Below are 18,906 nucleotides of genomic sequence, written 5' to 3'. Positions count from 1 at the left end.
CGGCTCACAGACCGGAGACGCGGCTGATCGCCTGCTCGAAGAGATCGGCGAGCGCGGGACCGGCCATCGCCCAGATCACCACCACCAGGCCCGCTGTCATGAGCGTGATCAGGACCCACCCGGGGACGTCACCGCGGTCGTCGACGGCGAGGTCGTGCATCGCCGCGCGCACCCGCGTGGTCAGCCGCTGCATCCGTGCTTTCATCGTTTCTCCTTCCGGCGGTCAGCCGAGTCCGAGTCGAAGCATGAAGATCCCCGGGAACACCGCGAACAGGACGCTCAGGGGAAGGATCAGGAACACGAGCGGGAAGAGCATGTAGATCTCCTTCCGCCCCGCGCGCTCGATGAGGGCCCGCTTGGCGTCCTCACGCGCATCGATCGCCTGCGCCTGCAGGACGTTCGCGAGCGGGGCACCACGCTCGAGGGCTGCGACGAGCTGGTCGACGGCGCGGGCGAGCGCCGGGATCTCGAGCCCGCCGGCCAGACGCGACAGCGACTCGCCCAGCGGCGACCCGGTTCCCACGGCGACCACGACGCCGCGGAGCTCCGCGGTGAGCTCGCCGGCCCCGACCTCGCTCACCCTCCGCAGCGAGTCGAGGATGCCCTCGCCCGCCGAGAGGCACAGTGCGAGGAACTCGAGCACCGTGGGAAGCTCCTCCTCGATTCGCGCGGCGCGCGAGCGCGCCGCGCGGCCCAGCCACGCGTCGTATCCGAGTGCGGCGGCGACCGCGGCCACCGGCGGAAGCAGCCCGAGAGCCGGCGATCCGCGCCCCAGCAGCACGAGCACAACGACGAGCGCGCCGCCCCCGCCGAGGCCGACGACCGCCCACGCGAGCTGGCGCCCACGGAACGTCACCGGGTCGATCGTCCACCCGGCGCGATGCAGCCGGCGTGCCAGGACGGCGTCGCCGCCGGCGAGACGCGCGAGCCGGCGCTGCGCGAACGCGGACCATGCGAAAGCGGACCCGCCGCCGGGAGACACGTCGAGGCCGCGCGCATCGGTGACGTCGCGGACGTACGGGGCGATCCGACGCGCGAGACTCGGCGCACCCCAGCGGGGCGCCAGCGAGAAGAGCAGGCACGCCCCCACGCCCAGCGCGGTGCCCAGCACCACGGCGTACGCCATGTCGCCCAGCACGAGACCACTCACCCGAACCACCGCCGGGGCTCCGGCAGGCGACCCAGCCGCAGCATGAGCCGGTACGCGACGACCGACACGGCGGCGCCCGTCACGATGAGCGCGATGCCCGTCGGGCTGCTGTAGGCGCCGGCGCCCTCGGGTCGCATCGCGAGGAGCGCGAGGATGACCCAGGGCGCCACCACGCCCAGGGCGGCCGCGCCGCGGATCCACGACTGACGCGACTCGACCTCCGCCCGCAGGGCGGCGTCCGCGCGGACCGAGGCGGCGAGTGCGCGCAGCACCGGCGTCAGTTCCGTTCCGCCCACCTGGCGCGCCATCCGCAGCGTCTCGACGATGCGATCGGCCACCGGATCGGCGAGAGCCGTCTTCAGTCGCTGGATGCTCGACTCGAAGTGGCCCGAGGCCGAGATGTCTCGGGCGAAACCCGCGAAGGCGGGACGGAGTTCGGCCGGCGCCGAATCGGCGAGACCGGCCACGGCGTCGGGCAGCGACATGCCGGCACGCACCGAGGCGATGAGGAGATCGCAGACGTCCGGCCACAGGCCACGGCGCGCACGCAGGAGCTTCGAGCGCCGCGCTCGCAGCCACGCGAACGGCGCGGCCGCCCCGGCCGCCGCCGCGACGAGCGCGAGCGCGGCCACTGGCGCGATCAGCCATGCGACCGCGGCGGCCACGACGGCGCAGACTCCGGCGACCACGACCGTCGCCGCCGCCGATACCCGCGGCATGCCGGCGTCCTCGAGCAGGCGCGACAGGCGTCCGCGCCGCGGGGTATCCGGCCTCGGCCGGGTGCCTGCCGGCCACACCCACGGGGACAGCATCAGCAGCAGACCGACCGCCAGCACGGCACCCCAGACGAACGTCATGAAGGACCCGCCCGGTAGAGCGTGCGCGCCGTGATGACACCGTCCTCCACGCCGGTGGGCTCGACGATCTCCACCACCCGTCGCGCGCCGGTCGATTCGCGCTCGCAGTGCGCCACCAGCTGGACGGACGACGCCACGGCCGGCAGCACGAAGCCCGAGTCGATGTTCCGCCCGGCCAGCAGAGGCAGCGCGGCGAGCTTGCTCAGCGCCTCGCGCGCCGAGTTGGCGTGGATCGTCGCCATGCCCGGGACACCGGTGTTCAGTGCCAGGAGCAGGTCGAGCGCCTCGGCGTCGCGGACCTCGCCCACCACGAGCCGGTCGGGCCGCATGCGCAGCGCCTCTTTGACCAGGCGGCGCAGCGTCACCTCGCCGGTCCCCTCGAGGCTCGGCTGGCGGCCCTGGAGTGCGACGAGGTCGGGGGCGGCGACCGCCAGCTCGAACGTCTCCTCCACCGTGACGATCCGGTGGTCCGCAGGGCAGGCGGCGATGAGCGCGCCGAGCAGCGTCGTCTTGCCCGCGTGGGTCGCCCCCGACACGAGGACCGACCGCCCCGCGACGACCGCGTCGCGCAGCATCGTGGCCGCCTCCGGCGCGAGGGATCCTGCGGCCACCAGTCGCCCGAGATCGCGGTAGGCCGGCAGGAACTTCCGGATGTTGACGGCCCAGTGCCGACGCGTGATGTCGGGGATGACGACGTGCAGGCGGCTGCCGTCGGGAAGCGATGCGTCGACGAACGGCTGGCTCAGGTCGACGCGACGGCCGCTGGACTGCAGCATCCGCTCGACGAGGTCCCGCACCGCGGTGTCGGTGAGCATGAGCGGGGTGCGCTCGGGCACACCGCCGCGCGCGACGAAGATCCGGTCCGGCGCGTTGATCCACACCTCCTCGACGGTCGGATCGTCGAGATACGCCTGCAACGGCCCGAACCCGGCGACGGCCGCGAGCACCTCCCGCACGCACGCCGTCTCGTCGTCGACCGGTGCGAGGCCACGCGCCAGCGCGAAGTCGTTGTGCCGGCGGACCTCGGCCCGCGCGATCTGCGCGGCGAACTCGGGATCGCGGGTGGGATCCGACCGCTCCGCGCGCAGCCTCTCGCGGACCCGCTCGGCCACGAGGGTCGCGACGGGAGCGGCGGGAGAAGTCACCCCAGCATCCTGGCAATTCGGCACCGAGCCAGCCGAAAGTTATCCACAGATGCGGCGGACGCCCGAGCGGGGCAGGATGGGAGTCGGCGACGAAAGGGACGACGATGACCACGATGAAGAGAGAACTGACGCCGGGGGCGAAGGCCGGGCTCGGCGTCCTGGGCCTCCTGCAGGCCGCCTTCGCATTCCTCGCCTTCTGGGATCTCGCTCACCGCCGAGCCGAAGAGGTGCGCGGACCCAAGCCGGTGTGGATCCCGGCGATCCTCGTCAACTGGATCGGCCCGGCGAGCTACTTCCTGTTCGGCATACGCCGCTGAACCCGCCCGCGATCCGGGGGTCAGCCCGACAGCCGATCGGCGGTCCCGTCAGTAGACTGATCCCACTCGCGGGAGTGGTGGAATCGGCAGACACGCAGGATTTAGGTTCCTGTGCCTTCGGGCGTGTGGGTTCAAGTCCCACCTTCCGCACGCGAGCGCTCGCATCCTCCGCCGACTGACGACGGGAAACCCTCATCGTGCATGCTGTTCCCACCGCCCTGATCCCGTGGCTCGACCCGGCCGCCATCATCGGATGGGCGGGCCCCTGGGCGCTCGTCGTCGTCTGCTTCATCGTGTTCGCCGAGACCGGCCTGCTGGTCGGCTTCCTGCTGCCGGGCGACACGCTGCTGGTGATCGCCGGGCTCCTGTCCCACCCCCAGCCGTACGCGCCGCACGGGGTCTTCGGGCTGAGCGTGTGGTGGGTCGCACTCCTCATCGGACTGTCGGCGTTCATCGGCGGTGAAGTCGGTTACTACATCGGCCACAAGGGGGGTCCGGCGGTCTTCGAGAAGAAGGAGTCCGGCCTCTTCAGCGTCAAGAACGTCCAGCGCACCAACGCGTTCTTCGAGCGCTTCGGCGGGCTCACGATCATCCTCGCCCGCTTCGTGCCGATCGTCCGCACGTTCGCACCCGTCGCCGCCGGCGTGGGCCACATGAACAAGTGGAAGTACACGCTCTACAACTTCATCGGCGCGGTGATCTGGGGCTTCGGCCTGACGATGTTCGGCTACCTCATCGGCTTCATCCCGCCGGTGGCGGACTTCGTCGAGAATTACATCGACCTCATCCTGCTCGCCGCCGTCGGCGGCACCGCGGTCGTGACGCTGTGGCACTACCTGCGCGAGCGCAGCAAGGCCAAGAAGGCGGCCGCGGCGGGCGAGGACGTCGTCACCGACCACGACGAGGCCGAGGCGCTCGTGCTCGACCAGGACGTCTTCGACCGCGGCCCCGAGCACGACGAGGCGCCCAAGGGCTGATCCTCAGGAGGCCTTCTTCTTCGCCGCGGGCTTCTTGGCGGTCGTCTTCGTCGAGGATTTCTTCGCGGATGCCTTGGCCGCCGGCTTCTCGTCGGCGTCGGCGTCGGCGCCCTTGCCCGCCCCCCTCGAGCCGCCCTCGCGCGCCGCCCGGGACTTCTCCACGCTCGCCCGCAGCGCCGCCATCAGGTCGATGACCTCGCCGCCGGTCTCCTCCTCCTGCTCGCCGAAGGTCTCGGTGGTGTCCAGCGCGTCGCCCTTCTCGAGCTTCGCCTCGATGAGGGTCCGCAGCTCCTGCTGGTACTCGTCGGTGAACTCCTCCGGGTCGAAGTCGCTCGCGAAGCTCTCGACGAGGGAGGCCGACAGCTCCAGCTCCTTCGCCGAGATCCGCACCGGCTCGTCCAGTGCGGGGAAGGCCGCCTCGCGCACCTCGTCGGCCCACAGCAGCGTCTGCAGCACCAGAACGTCGCCGCGCACCCGCAGCGCCGCCAGGCGCGTCTTCTGGCGCAGCGAGAAGCGCACGATGGCCGTGCGATCGGTCTGCTCGAGCGTCTTGCGCAGCAGCACGTATGCCTTCGGCGACGCCGAATCCGGCTCGAGGTAGTAGGCGCGGTCGAGCGTGAGCAGGTCGATCTGCGCGCTGGGCACGAACTCGACGACGTCGATCTCACGGCTGCGCTCGGCCGGCAGCGCGTCGAGATCGTCCTTGGTCAGCACGACGGTCCGCTCGCCGTCGTCGTACGCCTTGTCGATGTCCTGGTACGCGACGACCTCGCCGCACACCTCGCACTTGCGTTGATAGCGGATGCGACCGCCGTCCTTGTTGTGCACCTGGTGCAGCGACACGTCGTGATCCTCGGTCGCGGCATAGACCTTGACCGGGACGTTCACGAGCCCGAACGTCAGCGCACCCTTCCAGATCGCCCTCACCACACCAGTAGACACCCGTCACACCGCCCGCGGCTAGCCCTGCGCACCGGGCTTGCACGACAGGGCAGGATGGGCCTATGGCGGGCGACGAGCAGCTGGTGCGCATCGGCGGCCGTCGTCTGCGCATCACCAACCTCGCCAAGGTGCTGTATCCCGAGACCGGCACCACCAAGGGCGAGGTCATCGACTACTACTCGCGCGTCGCAGAGGTCCTCATCCCTCACGTGATCGGGCGCCCGGTGACCCGCAAGCGCTGGCCCGACGGCGTCGGCACCGAGGACGACCCGGGCATGGTGTTCTTCGCGAAGGACCTCGAGCGGGGTGCGCCCTCGTGGGTGAGACGGATGCCGATCCCCCACTCGTCGGGAACCAAGGACTATCCGCTGGTGGGCGACGTGCCGACCCTCGTCTACCTCGCGCAGGTCGCCAGCCTCGAGCTGCACGTGCCGCAGTGGCGGTTCACGCCGGCCGGCGAACGCGGCCCCGCCGACCGTCTCGTGCTCGACCTCGACCCCGGTCCGGGCGTGGGGCTGGCCGAATGCGCGGTGGTCGCCGGCTGGGCGCGCACCATCCTCGTCGACATGGGACTCGAGCCGTACCCGGTCACGAGCGGAAGCAAAGGCATCCATCTCTATACGGCCCTGCCGCCCGGCCAGACGACCGAGCAGGCGTCGGCGCTCGCGAACGAGCTCGCCCGGGCGATCGAGGCCGACCATCGCGACCTGGTCGTCAGCAGCATGAAGAAGTCCGAGCGGCACGGGAAGGTGCTCATCGACTGGAGCCAGAACAACGGCTCGAAGACGACCATCGCCCCGTACTCGCTGCGCGGCCGCGCGCATCCGACGGTCGCCGCACCGCGCACCTGGAGCGAGCTCGACGAGCCGGGTCTCGGTCATCTCGATTTCACCGAGGTGCTCGAGCGGATCGAGACCATCGGGGATCCGATGGCGGCGCTGGGCTTCCAGGCGGGCGGACGGGAGGCGGAGGCAGGACCGCTGTCGACGTACATCTCCAAGCGCAGCGCCGACCGCACGCCCGAGCCGGTGCCCGCCAACCCGCTCGGCACCACCCCGAGCGGCGAGCGCCCGCGCTTCGTGATCCAGGAGCATCACGCCACCGCGCTGCACTGGGACTTCCGGCTCGAGCACGACGGCGTGCTGGTCAGCTGGGCGGTGCCGCGCGGCGTCCCGCACTCGTACAAGCGCAACAACCTCGCGATCATGACCGAGGACCACCCGATGGAGTACGCGACGTTCGAGGGCACCATCCCCGCCGGCGAGTACGGCGGGGGCACCGTGACCATCTGGGACGACGGACGCTACGACCTGGAGAAGTGGCGCGACGACGAGATCATCGCGACGCTCGAGGGGCGGCCGGGCGGCCCGCTGGGGCGCGTCCGCCTGGCGCTCATCCGCACGCAGGGCGAGGGCGAGAAGTCGAGCTGGCTCCTGCATCGGATGAAGACGGATGCCGACGGCCGGCCGCAGCCGGACGGCATCGTCGTCGAGCCCACACCGCAGGCGGACGAGCCCTCGTCCGCGGGGACGGCCGATCTGCGCCCGATGCTCGCCTCGAGTGCGACGCCCGTCGAGGCGCGGACGGCGGCCCGGGGATGGGCGCAGCGCGACGGGGGCGACACCGCGTGGGTCGAGATGAAGTGGGACGGCATCCGCGCCGTGGGCGCGTGGGATGGCCGGCGCCTCCGGCTGTTCGCGCGGAGCGGCAACGAGGTGACCCACCGCTACCCCGAGCTGACGGCTCTCGACGCGGGCTTGGGCGGGGCGCCCTGCGTCGTCGACGGCGAGCTCGTCGCCCTCGAGCCGGACGGGCGGCCCAGCTTCCCGCTCCTGCAGACGCGGATGAACCTCGAGCGCGCGGGCGACATCGCCCGCGAGGCCCGCCGTACCCCGGTGCGCTACTACCTCTTCGATGTGCTCACCCACGACGGCGACGACCTCGCCGACCTCCCGCTGCGTGAGCGCCGCGACGTGCTGGAAGCGGTGGCTGCGGCATCCGTCGATCCCATCGCCGTCCCGCCGGTGTTCGACGACGTGGACGCGGCGCTCCAGACCAGCGAGCAGCTGCGCTTGGAGGGGATCGTGGTGAAGGATCCCGCCTCGCGATATCTGCGTGGCAGACGATCGGATGCCTGGCTCAAGGTGAAGCTCACGCGGACGCAGGAGGTCGTGATCGCGGGCATCCGACCGGGGAAGGGCGGCCGCAGCACGACGTTCGGCTCGCTGCTGCTCGGCATTCCCGACGAGGAGGGCCTGCGGTATGCGGGCCGCGTGGGCTCGGGCTTCAGCGACTCCACCCTGAAGGCGCTGATGACGACGCTCCTGCCGCTGCGCACCGACGACAACCCGCTCGTGGGCGTGCCGCCGCTCGACGCGCGCGACGCGCTGTGGGTGCGGCCGGAGCTGGTCGGCGAGGTGGAGTACGGGGAGTTCACGCCCGGCGGCATCCTCCGCCACCCGCGGTGGCGGGGCCTGCGGCCCGACAAGCTCCCCGCCGAGGTGCGCCGGGAGGAGTGAGCGCCGTCAGGCGTGGGCCTCGTGCTCCACGTGCCCGGCAGGCTCGAGCTGGAAGGTCGAGTGCTCGACGTCGAAATGCTCGGCGAGGCAGGTCTGCAGCCTGCTCAGGATGCGGCTCGACCGGCCGTCGGCGAAGGCCGCGTCGTCCACGACGACGTGCGCCGTGAACACCGGCGCCCCGCGGGTGAGCTGCCAGACGTGGACGTCATGGACGTCGACCACTCCGGGGGTCGAGAGGATGTGCTCGCGGATCTCCTTCACGTGCGTGCCCTGCGGCGCCGACTCCGTGAGCACCGACACGACCTCGCGCAGCAGGCCGATCGCGCGCGGCACGATCATCGCCGCGATGAGCAGCGAGGCGATGGCATCCGCCTGCAGCCAGCCCGTGGTGACGATGACGACGGCCGCGACGATCACCGCGGCGGATCCGATGAGGTCGCCCAGCACCTCGAGGTAGGCGCCGCGGACGTTGATGCTGTGCCGCTGCGCGGCACTCAGCAGCCACAGCGCCACCGCGTTCGCCACGAGCCCGACGATCGCGACGACCAGCATCAGCCCGCCCGCGAGCTCCGTCTCGCCGGGGTGCATCAGTCGCGTGACGCCCTCGACCGCCACCCACACCGACAGCACGATCAGGATCACGGCATTGATCAGGGCGCCGAAGACCTCCGCGCGCTGGTAGCCGAAGGTCCGGCGGTCGTTCGCCGGTCGCGCGGCGACGACGCTGGCGATGAGTGCGATCACGAGGGCCGCGGCATCCGTGAACATGTGCACCGCGTCGGCGAACAGCGCGAGCGAGCCCGACAGCACCGCGCCGACGACCTGCACGACCATCACCGTCGCCGTGATGGCGAGCGAGATCGCGAGGAGCCGGCGGTTGCCGGTCCCCCGGATGCCCGAGGGCGCGTGGTCGTGCATGAGCCCAGGCTAAGCCCGGGCGCGCCGCCCGACGACGCGTGCGGCGCAGTCGGGAACGATGCTGATTCTCAGTCGCGGCCGGCGCGTCACAGCTCGGCGAGGAGGGGCGCCAGCGCCTCGAAGGCACGGGCACGGTGCGACGACGCGTTCTTCTGCAGCGACGTCCACTCGCCGACGGTGCGCTCCTCGCCTTCGGGCTGCCCGTCGGGGATGAACACGGGGTCGTAGCCGAACCCCCCGTCGCCCGCCGGCGCGGTCGCGAGGCGGCCCGGCCACACGCCCTCGACGACGCCCTCACGCGACCCGTCGCCCGGCACCACCAGGGCGATCGTCGAGACGAACTGCGCGGTGCGGTGTGGGTCGCGGATGTCCGAGAGCTGGTCCAGCAGCAGGCTCAGGTTCGCCGCGGCGTCCTTCGCGTGGCCGGCCCAGTACGCCGAGAAGACGCCGGGGGCGCCGCCCAGCACGTCCACGCAGATGCCCGAGTCGTCGGCGAGCGCGGGAAGACCGGTGTGCTCTGCCGCCGCGCGCGCCTTGATCAGCGCGTTCTCGGCGAACGTGACGCCGTCCTCCACGGGCTCCGGGCCGTCGTAGGCCACGACCAGCAGATCGGGCCGCGTCGCCGCGACGATGGCCTGGAACTCCTCGACCTTGTGCGGATTGTGCGTCGCGAGCACGATCTTGCTCAGCGCCTCCTCGCCACCGGCCGTTTCGGCCAGGGCCTGGGCAATGACCTCGGCCATCTGGTCGGGCTGCGCGGTCACCCGGCACTCCCGCCGCCGAGCGCGGCCAGCTGGTGCTCGCGGAGCTCGGCGCAGCCGTTGACGCCGAGTTCGAGCAGCGCGTCGAGCTCCCGCTTGTCGAACGGGGCGCCCTCGGCCGTGCCCTGCACCTCCACGAACAGCCCCCGACCGGTGACGACGACGTTCATGTCGGTCTCGGCGCGCACGTCCTCGACGTAGGCGAGGTCGAGCATCGGCTCACCGTCGATGATGCCGACCGACACGGCCGACACCGAGTCGAACAGCACGTTCGCCTTCTGCCCGACGAACTTCCTGCCGCGGCCCCACTCGATGGCGTCGGCGAGCGCGACATAGGCACCGGTGATCGCCGCCGTGCGCGTGCCGCCGTCGGCCTGCAGCACGTCGCAGTCGATGACGATGGTGTTCTCGCCGAGGGCCTTCGTGTCGACGACCGCGCGCAGCGCGCGTCCGATGAGGCGCGAGATCTCGTGCGTGCGTCCCCCGACCCTCCCCTTCACGCTCTCACGGTCGTTGCGCTCGTTGGTGGCGCGCGGCAGCATGGCGTACTCCGCGGTGACCCAGCCCCTGCCCTTGCCGGTCAGCCAGCGCGGCACGCCATTGGTGAACGAGGCCGTGCACAGCACCTTGGTGCCGCCGAACGAGATGAGGGCCGACCCCTCGGCCTGGCTCGACCAGCCCCGCTCGATCGTGATGGGGCGAAGCTGGTCGACGGTGCGCCCGTCGGCGCGGGTGATGTCGGTCATGTGTCTCCTCCGGGAGGGTGCGGATGCCTCAGCCGAGGCGATGCGGAAGGTCGATGGCGCCGGTCTGCACGAGGCGCACCGCGCTGACTTCGCGGCCCATCAGGCGATGGGCCAGTCGCAGGAACTCGTCCGCGGACGCACCGGTGGCCTCGTAGACGTGGCGGGGCTCGGCATCCGGCCCCGCGAGCAGGTCGCGCGAGACCAGCTGGCGGTAGACGTCCTTCGCCGTCTCGGTATCGCTGGACACCAGACTCACGTCGGGGCCCATCACGTAGCTGATCGCGCCCTCGAGGAACGGGTAGTGCGTGCACCCGAGCACGAGCGTGTCGACCTCCGCGTGGCGCAGGGGTGCCAGATACTCCTCGGCGACCGACAGCACCTCGGGCGAGTCGGTGACGCCGGCCTCGACGAACTCGACGAAGCGCGGGCAGGCCTGCGCGAAGACCGTGAGCCGCTCGTTGACGCTCAGCATGTCCTGGTACGCGCCCGAGCTGATCGTGCCGGCGGTGCCGATCACGCCGACGCGCCCGTTGCGGGTCGTCGACATGGCGGTGCGCACCGCCGGGTTGATGACCTCCACCACCGGGACGTCGTACCGTTCGCGCGCGTCGCGCAGCATCGCGGCAGAGGCCGTGTTGCATGCGATCACGAGCATCTTCACGCCCTGCGCGACGAGATCGTCGAGCACCTCGAGGGCGTAGCGTCGCACGTCGGCGATCGGCTTGGGACCGTAGGGCGAGCGGGCGGTGTCTCCGATGTAGAGGATCGACTCGCGCGGGAGCTGCGCCGACACGGCGCGGGCGACGGTGAGTCCGCCGACACCGGAGTCGAAGATTCCGATCGGCGCGTCATTCACGATGCCCCAGCCTACGCCAGGCGCTGGCTAGGCTGACCCGCATGAGTCCCTCGACCGCCCTGCTGACGGACCGCTACGAGCTCACGATGATCGACGCCGCCCTGCGCGACGGCACGGGCGAGCGCCGGTGCGTGTTCGAGCTGTTCGGCCGGCGCCTGCCCGGCGCGCGGCGCTTCGGCGTCGTCGCGGGCACCGGGCGGCTGCTGTCGCTCATCCGCGACTTCCGGTTCGGCGACGACGAGCTGCGGTGGCTCCGCGACGAGAAGGTGGTGGATGCCGCCACCCTGGACTTCCTCGAGGGCTACCGGTTCACGGGCTCGGTGACCGGGTATCGCGAGGGCGAGCTGTACTTCCCCGGCTCCCCCATCCTCACGATCGAGGGCACGTTCGCCGAGGCCGTCGTGCTCGAGACGCTGGCGCTCAGCGTCCTCAACCACGACTCCGCGGTCGCCACGGCGGCGGCGCGCATGAGCATCGCCGCCGGGGACCGCCCGCTCGCGGAGATGGGCTCCCGGCGGGCAGCGGAGCAGTCCGCCGTCGCGGCGGCCCGCGCGGCGTACATCGCCGGGTTCGGAGCGACCTCGAACCTCGAGGCGGGCCGACAGTGGGGCATCCCGACGATGGGCACCGCCGCGCACTCGTGGACGCTGCTGCATGACACGGAGGAGGACGCGTTCCGCGCGCAGGTAGAGGCGCTCGGCGTCTCCACGACGCTCCTCATCGACACCTACGACATCCGCACCGGCGTCGAGACGGCGATCCGGATCGCGGGGACGGATCTCGGCGGGGTGCGCATCGACTCCGGCGACCTGCCCACCGTCGCCGCGGAGGTGCGCGCGCAGCTCGACGAACTGGGGGCGACCGGCACGCGGATCACCGTGACGAGCGACCTGGACGAGTACGCGATCGCCGCACTCGCGGCATCCCCCGTCGACGCGTACGGCGTGGGCACCTCGGTCGTCACCGGGTCGGGCACGCCGACGGCGGGCATGGTCTACAAGCTCGTCGCCCGCCAGGATGCCGAGGGCGGCTGGGTGGCGGTCGCGAAGGCGTCGACCGACAAGGGCTCCAAGGGCGGCCGCAAGGCGGCGTTCCGCACGCTGGACGAAGGCACCGCGACCAGTGAGCTGATCGTCGTGTCGGACGGCTTCGAGGAGCTCCAGACGGCGGCCGCGCACCCGGATGCCCGCCCGCTCCAGGTGGAGCTGGTCGTCGACGGCGAGCCGGACGCCTCCTTCGAGGGTCCGGCGGGCGTCGAGGCGGCGCGCGCCCACCATGCGCGTGTGCGCGAGGAGCTTCCGGTGCGCGGGCTCGCGCTCAGTCGCTCCGACCCGGCGCTCCCGACCGTCTACACCGACGCCGACTGACGGCCGGCCCGCTGCCGGGATGCCTGGCGTCAGCCCTGGAGGGACTCGTAGATCTCCTTGCAGGTGGGGCAGACCGGGAACTTCTCGGGGTCGCGACCGGGAGTCCACTTCTTGCCGCACAGCGCGCGCACCGGCTTGCCGGTGAGCGCGGACTCGAGGATCTTGTCCTTCTTCACGTAGTGCGAGAAGCGCTCATGGTCACCCGGCTCGATGTTCTCTTCTTTGAGGAGCTCTTCGAGCTCGCGATCGAGGGTCGCGATACCGCCCTGGTCGGGGCTGTCCAGCGGGGTGCTCATGGTCTGTCAGTGTACCCGCGGGGACCGCGCTCGGCTCGGTCCTCGGGGCGTCATGTCGACTCCGCGAACTCCATGAGACGTCCGCCGCGACGCTCGAACGCCAGCGAGCCGACGGTGACGCCCACGATGAGGACGCCGAGGCCGATCGCGAGACCGCCCCACAGCGCGGTCGTCGCGGCGACCGCGTCTCCCTGCAGCGCGAGCCAGGCGCACCACACGACCGGCGCCGAGAGGACGAGCGAGCCGACCATCACGACAGCCTGCGCGATCCCGCCCCGCGCGCTCGTGCGTTGCGGCTGCTGGAACGGACTCTCGCCCGGACGCGACACCGCATACGGCGAGACGACCGAAGAGATGCTGGACAGACCCAGGCCGCACAGGAACAGCGAGGCGCAGACGCCGGCGAGGGCGGGCAGCATCGCCCAGCGCCCGTGGAGGGAGATCGCGACCGGCACCGCGACGGCGAGCAGCGGCACGCCGACGAGCAGCACCGGGACGAGGCGGCCGACCCGGTCCGAGACGCCCCGCACGCCGCTGGCGATGTGCATCCACACGGCCGTCGAGTCGTAGGCGAGGTCGTCGTGCGGCAGCCAGCCGAGGAGCAGGGCGGCGAACGGAACCGGCACGAGCGCGACGAGTTCGGGCGGCACGCCGGCGACCAGCAGCGGCACCGCGGTCACGAGGGCGGCGAAGGGGATGATGATCCCGTTCACGACGTAGCGTCGATCGCCGAACCAGTACACGAGGCTCCGCGCCGCGATGGCGCCGCCCGGCGTGCCCGGTGCCACGCCGAACCAGCCGAGCCCGCCCCGCACCCGGCCGGCGGCCGGCCGCTCGGTCGTGGTCAGCACACGCCGGACGATCCACATCCACAGGACAGCCAGCAGCGCCACGGTGCCGGCGGCCACCAGGGCCGACGGCCACGGGTCGCCACCGGACTCCACGATCCCCGGCAGCGCCCACGCGGCGCCCAACGGCGTGAGCGCGAGGGCGCGCACCGCTTGGAGAAGCTGCGGCGGCACGGCGCCCTGCCACTCCAGCGAGGCAAGGAAGACGCCCACCGGGACGACCACCACGAGCACGACGAGCACGAAGACGCCGGAGAGCTCGCGTGACCGCCGCTCGCGGAGGTGCAGCGAGGCCAGCGCCATGCAGACGCGGGCCAGGAGAAGGCAGGTCAGCACCCCGAGCACGACGCTGGAGACCGTCACGGGCGTGCCCACCCAGTGCTCCTCCCACACGACCGCCGCGCTGACGGCGACCCCGACGAGCACCATGATCGGCACGCTGATGAGGCCCGCCACCGCGAGCACGACGGCGAGCCGGCCGGGCGGCAGCCCGAACAGCGTGAACCGGCGCGGGTCGAGGGGATCGTCGACGGCTGCGAACAGAGGCGCGAGCGCGAATCCGAGCGTCACCGCGGAGCCGCCGAGCACCGTGACGACCAGCACCTCGTCGGCGGGCGCGTCGCGCAGGGTCAGGATCCCCCAGCACACCGCGATGGTGGCGGCCACGAGCAGCACGAGTCCGCTGACGACGCGCACGACGTGGCGGGTGTCGCCGCGCAGCGCGCCGAAGAGCAGCGCGACCCTCAGTCGGAGAATGTATGCAGCCACTCGAGGCCCTCCACGTCGCTGAGGCCCCCGGCCAGCTCGACGAAGCGCTGCTCGAGCGTCAGCTCGCCGCGGACCTCCTCGACGGAGCCCTCGGCGAGCACCTGCCCCGCCACGATCACAGCGACCCGCGAGCACACGCGCTCCACGAGTTCCATGCCGTGGCTGGAGAGGACGACCGTGCCGCCGTGCGCGACATAGGTGGAGAGGATGTCGAGGATGATCGCGCTCGAGACCGGGTCGACGGCCTCGAACGGCTCGTCGAGCACCAGCAGGCGCGGCGAGTGGATGAGCGCGCCCGCGAGCATCACCTTCTTGAGCATGCCGGCGGAATAGTCCGACACGCTTCGGCCGAGCGCGTCCTCGAGGTCGAACGCCCGCGCGAGATCGGCGGTCCGGCTCTCGACGACGGCAGGCGGCAGCTTGCGCAGCACGCCGTAGTAGTAGAGCAGCTGGCGCCCGGTGAGCCGGTCGAACGTGCGAAGGCGGTCGGGCAGCACGCCCATCAGACGCTTCGCGGCGAGCGGCTCGGCGGCGGCGTCGATCCCCCCGACGCGGATCGTCCCGCGATCCGGCACCAGCAGTCCCGCGATGATCGACAGCGTGGTCGTCTTGCCCGCGCCGTTGGGACCGACGAGGCCGTAGAAGGTGCCGGCCGGCACCGTCAGGTCGATCCCGTCCACGGCGTGCGTGGCGCCGAAGCTCTTGGTGACGCCCCGGAGCTCGAGGGCGCTGACATCGGAGACCGGCCGACGATCGGGATCGGCGATGACGGATGCCGTCTCCTGCGTCACGGTCGCTGCCGGCGCCTCTGCCTCCGACGCGGGCAGCGGCGGACGCGGCGGCACGACGATGCCCGCCGCGGCGCTCGCGGCCCGCGCGAGATCGCTCGGCAGCGGGGGCGGTCCCGGCTCGGCGGCGCTGCTCGCCTGGGAGCCGCCGCCCTTGCGCGGCTTTCCGGGCTTGCGAGGCTTCTCAGACGCCGGTTTCGCGGTGTCGGGGAGCCGCACGACACGCGCGTCGGTGTGACGGTCCGGCTCTTCCGGATCGATGTCATTCGGCACCGGGAGGGAGGCTGTCACCGGACCACGGTACCAAGCGGTGCTGATCGAAGGGCGGTTCGTTCCGGCGCGTGGCGGCTAACAGCGAAAGTCACGAAACGGCAACGGGCAGGCGGCATTCTGCACCTTCCCAGTCCCTCTCGCTACCATGGTGCAGGCACGAAGGGGTGTCGGGCCGGTGAACCGGCAGTGAATCACGCACTCAGGAGCAGACTTTGACCCTTCAGACCGTCATCCTCGCAGCCGGAATGGGCTCGCGTCTCGGCCGCAGCCTGCCCAAGCCCCTCACGGAGCTCGGCGACGGCCGCAGCATCATGCAGCAGCAGCACGACAACATCCGCGCCGCCTTCGGCCGCGAGGCCCGGATCACGACCGTCGTCGGCTACCGCGCCGAGACGATCGTCGAGGCCTTCCCCGACGTGGACTACGTCTACAACGACCGGTACGACCAGACGAACACCTCCAAGAGCCTCCTCCGCGCCCTGGCCAAGACCGGCAAGGGCGGCGTGCTCTGGATGAACGGCGACGTCGTCTTCGACCCGCGTGTGCTGGGCCGCGCCATCGAGCTCATCGAACGCGACCAGTCGTTCGTCACGGTCAACACCTCCAAGGTCAGCGACGAAGAGGTCAAGTACACCGTCACACCGGAGGGCTTCATCAACGAGCTCTCGAAGACCGTGAAGGGCGGCATCGGCGAGGCCGTCGGGATCAACTACATCTCGAGCACCGACAAGAAGTCCTTCATGCGCCACCTCACGCGCGTCGACGACCAGGACTACTTCGAGCGCGGCCTCGAGCTCGCGATCGCCGAGGACGGCGTTCGGCTCCTGCCGCTGGACATCTCGGACCTCTACGCCGTCGAGGTCGACTTCGCCGAAGACCTCGAGCGCGCGAACCTGTTCGTCTGAGTCGCCGGGCGCGACCTGTCAACCCCACGTCGGCGGTCCGGATCGGGCGCATAGACTCGGCGCGATGACCGACAAGGTTCACCGCATCCACTCGCTTCCCGGCGACGCGCCGTGGCAGGGAGGTCTGCCGCCCACGGGGTCGGACGAGCACCCTCTCACGATCCGCGCGCTCGACCGCGTGCTGGCGATCCAGCGCCCCGTGGTGCTGGCGCATCTGCGCAGCATCCGCCTGCGGCATCCGGACGCCTCCCCCGCCGAGATCGTCCGCATCCTGGAGCGCCGGTACCTCGCCGCCGTCACGACGGGCGGCGCCGCGGTCGGAGCGACGGCCGTCGTGCCCGGCATCGGCACCGGGGTGACGCTGGCGCTGAGCGGCGTCGAGACCGTCGGCTTCCTCGAGGCGACGACGCTCTTCGCCCAATCGGTGACCGAGGTGCACGGCATCCCGGTCGCCGATCCCGACCGCGCACGCGCGCTGGTGCTCACGCTCATGCTGGGCAAGGAGGGCGTCGACCTCGTGTCCCAGCTCGCCGGGCAGGCAGCCGGCCGCGGACCCACCCGGGACCGCTACTGGGGCGAGCTCGTGACCAAGACGATCCCCCGCGCCGCGGTGGGGCCCCTCGTCGACCGCCTCAAGAACTCGTTCATCCACCAGTTCGCAGTGCGCGGCGGTGCGTCGTGGATCGGCAAGGCGCTGCCGTTCGGCATCGGCGCCGCGATCGGCGGCGCCGGCAACCACATCCTCGGCCGACGGGTGCTCGTCGGCGCCCGTCGCGCCTTCGGCGCGCCGCCGTGGCAGTTCCCCGTCGAGCTGGAGCCGCGGCCCGGCGCCGACCGCATCGAGCGACTGGCCTCGCGCGGCATCCGCCGTGCGGGGGCGGCCGTCGCGGGCGGAGTCTCGCGCGGCACCTCGGCGGTGGGCAGGGTCGTGCGCCGCGGGAAGCCCGCGCTGGAAGCACCTCCCGACGAGGATTGAGCGCGCACCCTCTCCCGATCGTCAGCCGATGCTGAAAGCGCTTGCATGCGGTTCCTCGACACGCCACCTGCGCGGGCATACGCTCGCAGGTATGGACAGCACTCTGGCGTGCCTGGCGGCGTGGATGCCGCGCCAGCGGTGGTACGCCGCGAAGGGGCGGCCACCCAGCCTGCGGCTGGTGGCCTGGTGGGATCTCGCCCCGGGCTCGGACGATTCCGAGGACGATCTGTCCCCCGCTGACGGCGGCGTGCGCGTGCGCACGTTCCTCGTGGCCGACGAGGGAGCGCTTCCGGCGGTGCTTTACCAGATCCCCATCGTCGAGCGGGCGACCGAGACCGTCGACGCCGATCCGGATCACATCGTGGGCAGTCCGACGCCGGGCGCGACGTTCATCGACGGGCCGCACGATCCGGCCTACGCCCAAGCGCTCCTGCGACTCATCGCGGAGGGCGGCACCGCACACGGGCCGCAGACCCTCGCTCTCGGACGCCCCTCCGCGTCGGGCGGGCACCCCGGTGCGAGGTCGGCCCGGGTGATGAGCGGCGAGCAGTCCAACACCTCCCTCGTGTACGAGGGCGAGGGCATGCCGATCATCTGCAAGGTGTACCGCCAATTGCACGCCGGCCTCAACCCCGACATCGAGCTGCAGGAGGCGCTGGCGGCATCGGGCTCGGCGCACGTCGCGCTGCCCGTGGGATCCATCGAGGGCACGTGGCCGGACCTCACGACGGCGCACGGCTCGGTGCGCGGCTCCCTGGCGTTCGCCCAGGAATTCCTCCCCGACGTCGAGGACGCCTGGCGGGTCGCACTGCGGGCCGCCGCGCGCGGCGACGACTTCCGCGACAGTGCGAACGCTCTGGGCGCGGCCACGGCCGAGGTGCATCTGGCACTGGCCAGGTGCTTTCCCACACGGACAGCCACGGCGGCCGACCGCGCGGCCACCGCGGCGACATGGGAGCGCCGCTTCTCGATCGCCATGGCCGAAGTGCCCGAGATCGCCGAGCAGCGGGAGGCCGCGGCGGCCGTGTACCGGCGGGCGCTGGAGGTGCCGTGGCCGGCGCTGCAGCGCATCCACGGCGATTACCACCTGGGGCAGGTGCTGCACTCTCCGGAGCGCGGATGGATCGTCGTCGACTTCGAGGGCGAGCCGCTGCGACCCATGACCGAGCGCACGCAGCCGGATCTCGCACTCCGCGACGTCGCGGGCATGCTGCGCTCCTTCGACTACGTCGCCGGCTCGCTGCGGCGGGACGATCCCTCGCGGTCGACCGAGGCCGTGCGCGGATGGGCGCGCGAAGCGCGTCAGGCGTTCGTGGACGGATACGCCGCCGCCTCGGGGGGCGAGCTGGACCCCCGGCATCCGCTGCTGGCCGCGCTCGAACTGGACAAGGCCGTGTACGAGGCGATCTACGAGTCGCGCAACCGCCCCACGTGGGTCACGATCCCGCTCGGCGCCGTCGCGCGGCTCGTCGGGCGTCCGGCCGCGGTCGCCTGACC

The 18,906-nt window shown here is 71.8% G+C and carries 19 protein-coding genes and 1 tRNA gene; 8 read left to right on the top strand and 12 right to left on the bottom strand.

Annotation, left to right across the window (positions count from 1 at the left end; genetic code table 11):
* Positions 1-4: 4 nt before the first annotated feature.
* The 4 genes from ACWGUG_RS17555 to ACWGUG_RS17540 are packed head-to-tail and all read right to left on the bottom strand — an operon-like array spanning position 5 to position 3,152.
* The gene (locus ACWGUG_RS17555) at positions 5-193 is read right to left on the bottom strand and encodes a hypothetical protein (RefSeq protein ID WP_336397125.1); all 189 of its coding nucleotides are present in this window, start codon (positions 191-193) and stop codon (positions 5-7) included.
* Between the two features lie 30 nt (positions 194-223).
* Positions 224-1,126 carry a type II secretion system F family protein gene (locus tag ACWGUG_RS17550; RefSeq protein ID WP_452325404.1) on the bottom strand — a complete coding sequence of 301 codons (903 nt, stop codon included), beginning with the start codon at positions 1,124-1,126 and terminating at the stop codon, positions 224-226.
* A 20-nt stretch (positions 1,127-1,146) separates the two neighbouring features.
* Entirely contained in the window at positions 1,147-2,007 is an 861-nt protein-coding gene (locus ACWGUG_RS17545; RefSeq protein ID WP_452325369.1) for a type II secretion system F family protein, read from the bottom strand.
* Positions 2,004-3,152 carry a CpaF family protein gene (locus ACWGUG_RS17540; protein WP_452325368.1) on the bottom strand — a complete coding sequence of 383 codons (1,149 nt, stop codon included), beginning with the start codon at positions 3,150-3,152 and terminating at the stop codon, positions 2,004-2,006. The genes ACWGUG_RS17545 and ACWGUG_RS17540 overlap by 4 nt, the downstream gene beginning before the upstream one ends.
* A 104-nt stretch (positions 3,153-3,256) precedes the next feature.
* On the opposite strand from ACWGUG_RS17540, the gene ACWGUG_RS17535 reads away from it, so the two are divergent.
* The 3 genes from ACWGUG_RS17535 (at position 3,257) to ACWGUG_RS17525 (ending at position 4,446) form a co-directional block, all read left to right on the top strand.
* Positions 3,257-3,469, top strand: a complete 213-nt coding sequence (locus ACWGUG_RS17535) for a PLDc N-terminal domain-containing protein (protein WP_452325367.1) — start codon at positions 3,257-3,259, stop codon at positions 3,467-3,469.
* A gap of 68 nt (positions 3,470-3,537) precedes the next feature.
* Positions 3,538-3,619, top strand: a tRNA-Leu gene (locus tag ACWGUG_RS17530).
* 47 nt (positions 3,620-3,666) lie between these two features.
* Positions 3,667-4,446 carry a DedA family protein gene (locus ACWGUG_RS17525; protein WP_336396813.1) on the top strand — a complete coding sequence of 260 codons (780 nt, stop codon included), beginning with the start codon at positions 3,667-3,669 and terminating at the stop codon, positions 4,444-4,446.
* A 3-nt stretch (positions 4,447-4,449) separates the two neighbouring features.
* Here the strand turns inward: ACWGUG_RS17525 and ku are convergent, their stop codons facing one another.
* On the bottom strand, positions 4,450-5,373 hold the full coding sequence (ku, locus tag ACWGUG_RS17520) for a non-homologous end joining protein Ku (protein WP_452325366.1): 924 nt from the start codon (positions 5,371-5,373) through the stop codon (positions 4,450-4,452).
* A 77-nt stretch (positions 5,374-5,450) separates the two neighbouring features.
* Here ku and ACWGUG_RS17515 point away from each other — a divergent pair, with 77 nt between their 5' ends.
* On the top strand, positions 5,451-7,907 hold the full coding sequence (locus ACWGUG_RS17515; RefSeq protein WP_452325365.1) for an ATP-dependent DNA ligase: 2,457 nt from the start codon (positions 5,451-5,453) through the stop codon (positions 7,905-7,907).
* Positions 7,908-7,913: 6 nt separating this feature from the next.
* On the opposite strand, the gene ACWGUG_RS17510 is transcribed toward ACWGUG_RS17515, so the two are convergent.
* The 4 genes from ACWGUG_RS17510 to murI all read right to left on the bottom strand — a co-directional run bounded on the left by ACWGUG_RS17510 (position 7,914) and on the right by murI (position 11,188).
* On the bottom strand, positions 7,914-8,825 hold the full coding sequence (locus ACWGUG_RS17510) for a cation diffusion facilitator family transporter (protein ID WP_452325364.1): 912 nt from the start codon (positions 8,823-8,825) through the stop codon (positions 7,914-7,916).
* Between the two features lie 86 nt (positions 8,826-8,911).
* Positions 8,912-9,568, bottom strand: a complete 657-nt coding sequence (gene rdgB / locus ACWGUG_RS17505; RefSeq protein WP_336397124.1) for an RdgB/HAM1 family non-canonical purine NTP pyrophosphatase — start codon at positions 9,566-9,568, stop codon at positions 8,912-8,914.
* 17 nt (positions 9,569-9,585) lie between these two features.
* Positions 9,586-10,332: a ribonuclease PH gene (gene rph / locus ACWGUG_RS17500; protein ID WP_336396809.1), complete on the bottom strand. Its 747-nt coding sequence runs from the start codon at positions 10,330-10,332 to the stop codon at positions 9,586-9,588.
* Positions 10,333-10,360: 28 nt separating this feature from the next.
* Positions 10,361-11,188: a glutamate racemase gene (murI, locus tag ACWGUG_RS17495; protein ID WP_452325363.1), complete on the bottom strand. Its 828-nt coding sequence runs from the start codon at positions 11,186-11,188 to the stop codon at positions 10,361-10,363.
* 41 nt (positions 11,189-11,229) lie between these two features.
* Here murI and ACWGUG_RS17490 point away from each other — a divergent pair, with 41 nt between their 5' ends.
* A complete protein-coding gene (locus ACWGUG_RS17490) occupies positions 11,230-12,555 on the top strand; it encodes a nicotinate phosphoribosyltransferase (protein WP_336396806.1) in 1,326 nt (441 codons plus the stop codon).
* 29 nt (positions 12,556-12,584) lie between these two features.
* On the opposite strand, the gene ACWGUG_RS17485 is transcribed toward ACWGUG_RS17490, so the two are convergent.
* Genes ACWGUG_RS17485 through ACWGUG_RS17475 form a run of 3 tightly spaced genes read right to left on the bottom strand, consistent with a single transcriptional unit; the run spans position 12,585 to position 15,546 of the window.
* A complete protein-coding gene (locus tag ACWGUG_RS17485; RefSeq protein ID WP_109210754.1) occupies positions 12,585-12,851 on the bottom strand; it encodes a DUF3039 domain-containing protein in 267 nt (88 codons plus the stop codon).
* A gap of 50 nt (positions 12,852-12,901) precedes the next feature.
* On the bottom strand, positions 12,902-14,467 hold the full coding sequence (locus ACWGUG_RS17480; RefSeq protein ID WP_378883258.1) for a hypothetical protein: 1,566 nt from the start codon (positions 14,465-14,467) through the stop codon (positions 12,902-12,904).
* Entirely contained in the window at positions 14,443-15,546 is a 1,104-nt protein-coding gene (locus tag ACWGUG_RS17475; RefSeq protein ID WP_452325362.1) for an ABC transporter ATP-binding protein, read from the bottom strand. The genes ACWGUG_RS17480 and ACWGUG_RS17475 overlap by 25 nt, the downstream gene beginning before the upstream one ends.
* Before the next feature lie 194 nt (positions 15,547-15,740).
* Between ACWGUG_RS17475 and ACWGUG_RS17470 the strand changes: the two genes are divergently transcribed.
* The 3 genes from ACWGUG_RS17470 (at position 15,741) to ACWGUG_RS17460 (ending at position 18,904) form a co-directional block, all read left to right on the top strand.
* Positions 15,741-16,433: a phosphocholine cytidylyltransferase family protein gene (locus ACWGUG_RS17470; protein WP_336396803.1), complete on the top strand. Its 693-nt coding sequence runs from the start codon at positions 15,741-15,743 to the stop codon at positions 16,431-16,433.
* Positions 16,434-16,497: 64 nt separating this feature from the next.
* On the top strand, positions 16,498-17,409 hold the full coding sequence (locus ACWGUG_RS17465) for a hypothetical protein (protein WP_452325361.1): 912 nt from the start codon (positions 16,498-16,500) through the stop codon (positions 17,407-17,409).
* 91 nt (positions 17,410-17,500) lie between these two features.
* Positions 17,501-18,904, top strand: a complete 1,404-nt coding sequence (locus tag ACWGUG_RS17460; protein WP_452325360.1) for a maltokinase N-terminal cap-like domain-containing protein — start codon at positions 17,501-17,503, stop codon at positions 18,902-18,904.
* Positions 18,905-18,906 lie beyond the last annotated feature (2 nt).

The organism is Microbacterium sp. NPDC055455 (assembly GCF_053619935.1).
The sequence above is the reverse complement of the archived record's forward strand: the minus strand, read 5'-3'. Positions and strand labels throughout refer to the sequence as shown.

What these genes read in the sequence shown, in the direction of transcription:
- ACWGUG_RS17535 (WP_452325367.1), top strand. Translation starts at nt 3,257, where the DNA reads ATGACCACGATGAAGAGAGAACTGACGCCGGGGGCGAAGGCCGGGCTC.
- ACWGUG_RS17550 (WP_452325404.1), bottom strand. Translation starts at nt 1,126, where the DNA reads ATGGCGTACGCCGTGGTGCTGGGCACCGCGCTGGGCGTGGGGGCGTGC.
- ACWGUG_RS17545 (WP_452325369.1), bottom strand. Translation starts at nt 2,007, where the DNA reads ATGACGTTCGTCTGGGGTGCCGTGCTGGCGGTCGGTCTGCTGCTGATG.
- ACWGUG_RS17515 (WP_452325365.1), top strand. Translation starts at nt 5,451, where the DNA reads ATGGCGGGCGACGAGCAGCTGGTGCGCATCGGCGGCCGTCGTCTGCGC.
- ACWGUG_RS17490 (WP_336396806.1), top strand. Translation starts at nt 11,230, where the DNA reads ATGAGTCCCTCGACCGCCCTGCTGACGGACCGCTACGAGCTCACGATG.
- ACWGUG_RS17465 (WP_452325361.1), top strand. Translation starts at nt 16,498, where the DNA reads ATGACCGACAAGGTTCACCGCATCCACTCGCTTCCCGGCGACGCGCCG.
- ACWGUG_RS17555 (WP_336397125.1), bottom strand. Translation starts at nt 193, where the DNA reads ATGCAGCGGCTGACCACGCGGGTGCGCGCGGCGATGCACGACCTCGCC.
- rdgB (WP_336397124.1), bottom strand. Translation starts at nt 9,568, where the DNA reads ATGGCCGAGGTCATTGCCCAGGCCCTGGCCGAAACGGCCGGTGGCGAG.
- rph (WP_336396809.1), bottom strand. Translation starts at nt 10,332, where the DNA reads ATGACCGACATCACCCGCGCCGACGGGCGCACCGTCGACCAGCTTCGC.
- ACWGUG_RS17485 (WP_109210754.1), bottom strand. Translation starts at nt 12,851, where the DNA reads ATGAGCACCCCGCTGGACAGCCCCGACCAGGGCGGTATCGCGACCCTC.
- ACWGUG_RS17510 (WP_452325364.1), bottom strand. Translation starts at nt 8,825, where the DNA reads ATGCACGACCACGCGCCCTCGGGCATCCGGGGGACCGGCAACCGCCGG.
- ACWGUG_RS17460 (WP_452325360.1), top strand. Translation starts at nt 17,501, where the DNA reads ATGGACAGCACTCTGGCGTGCCTGGCGGCGTGGATGCCGCGCCAGCGG.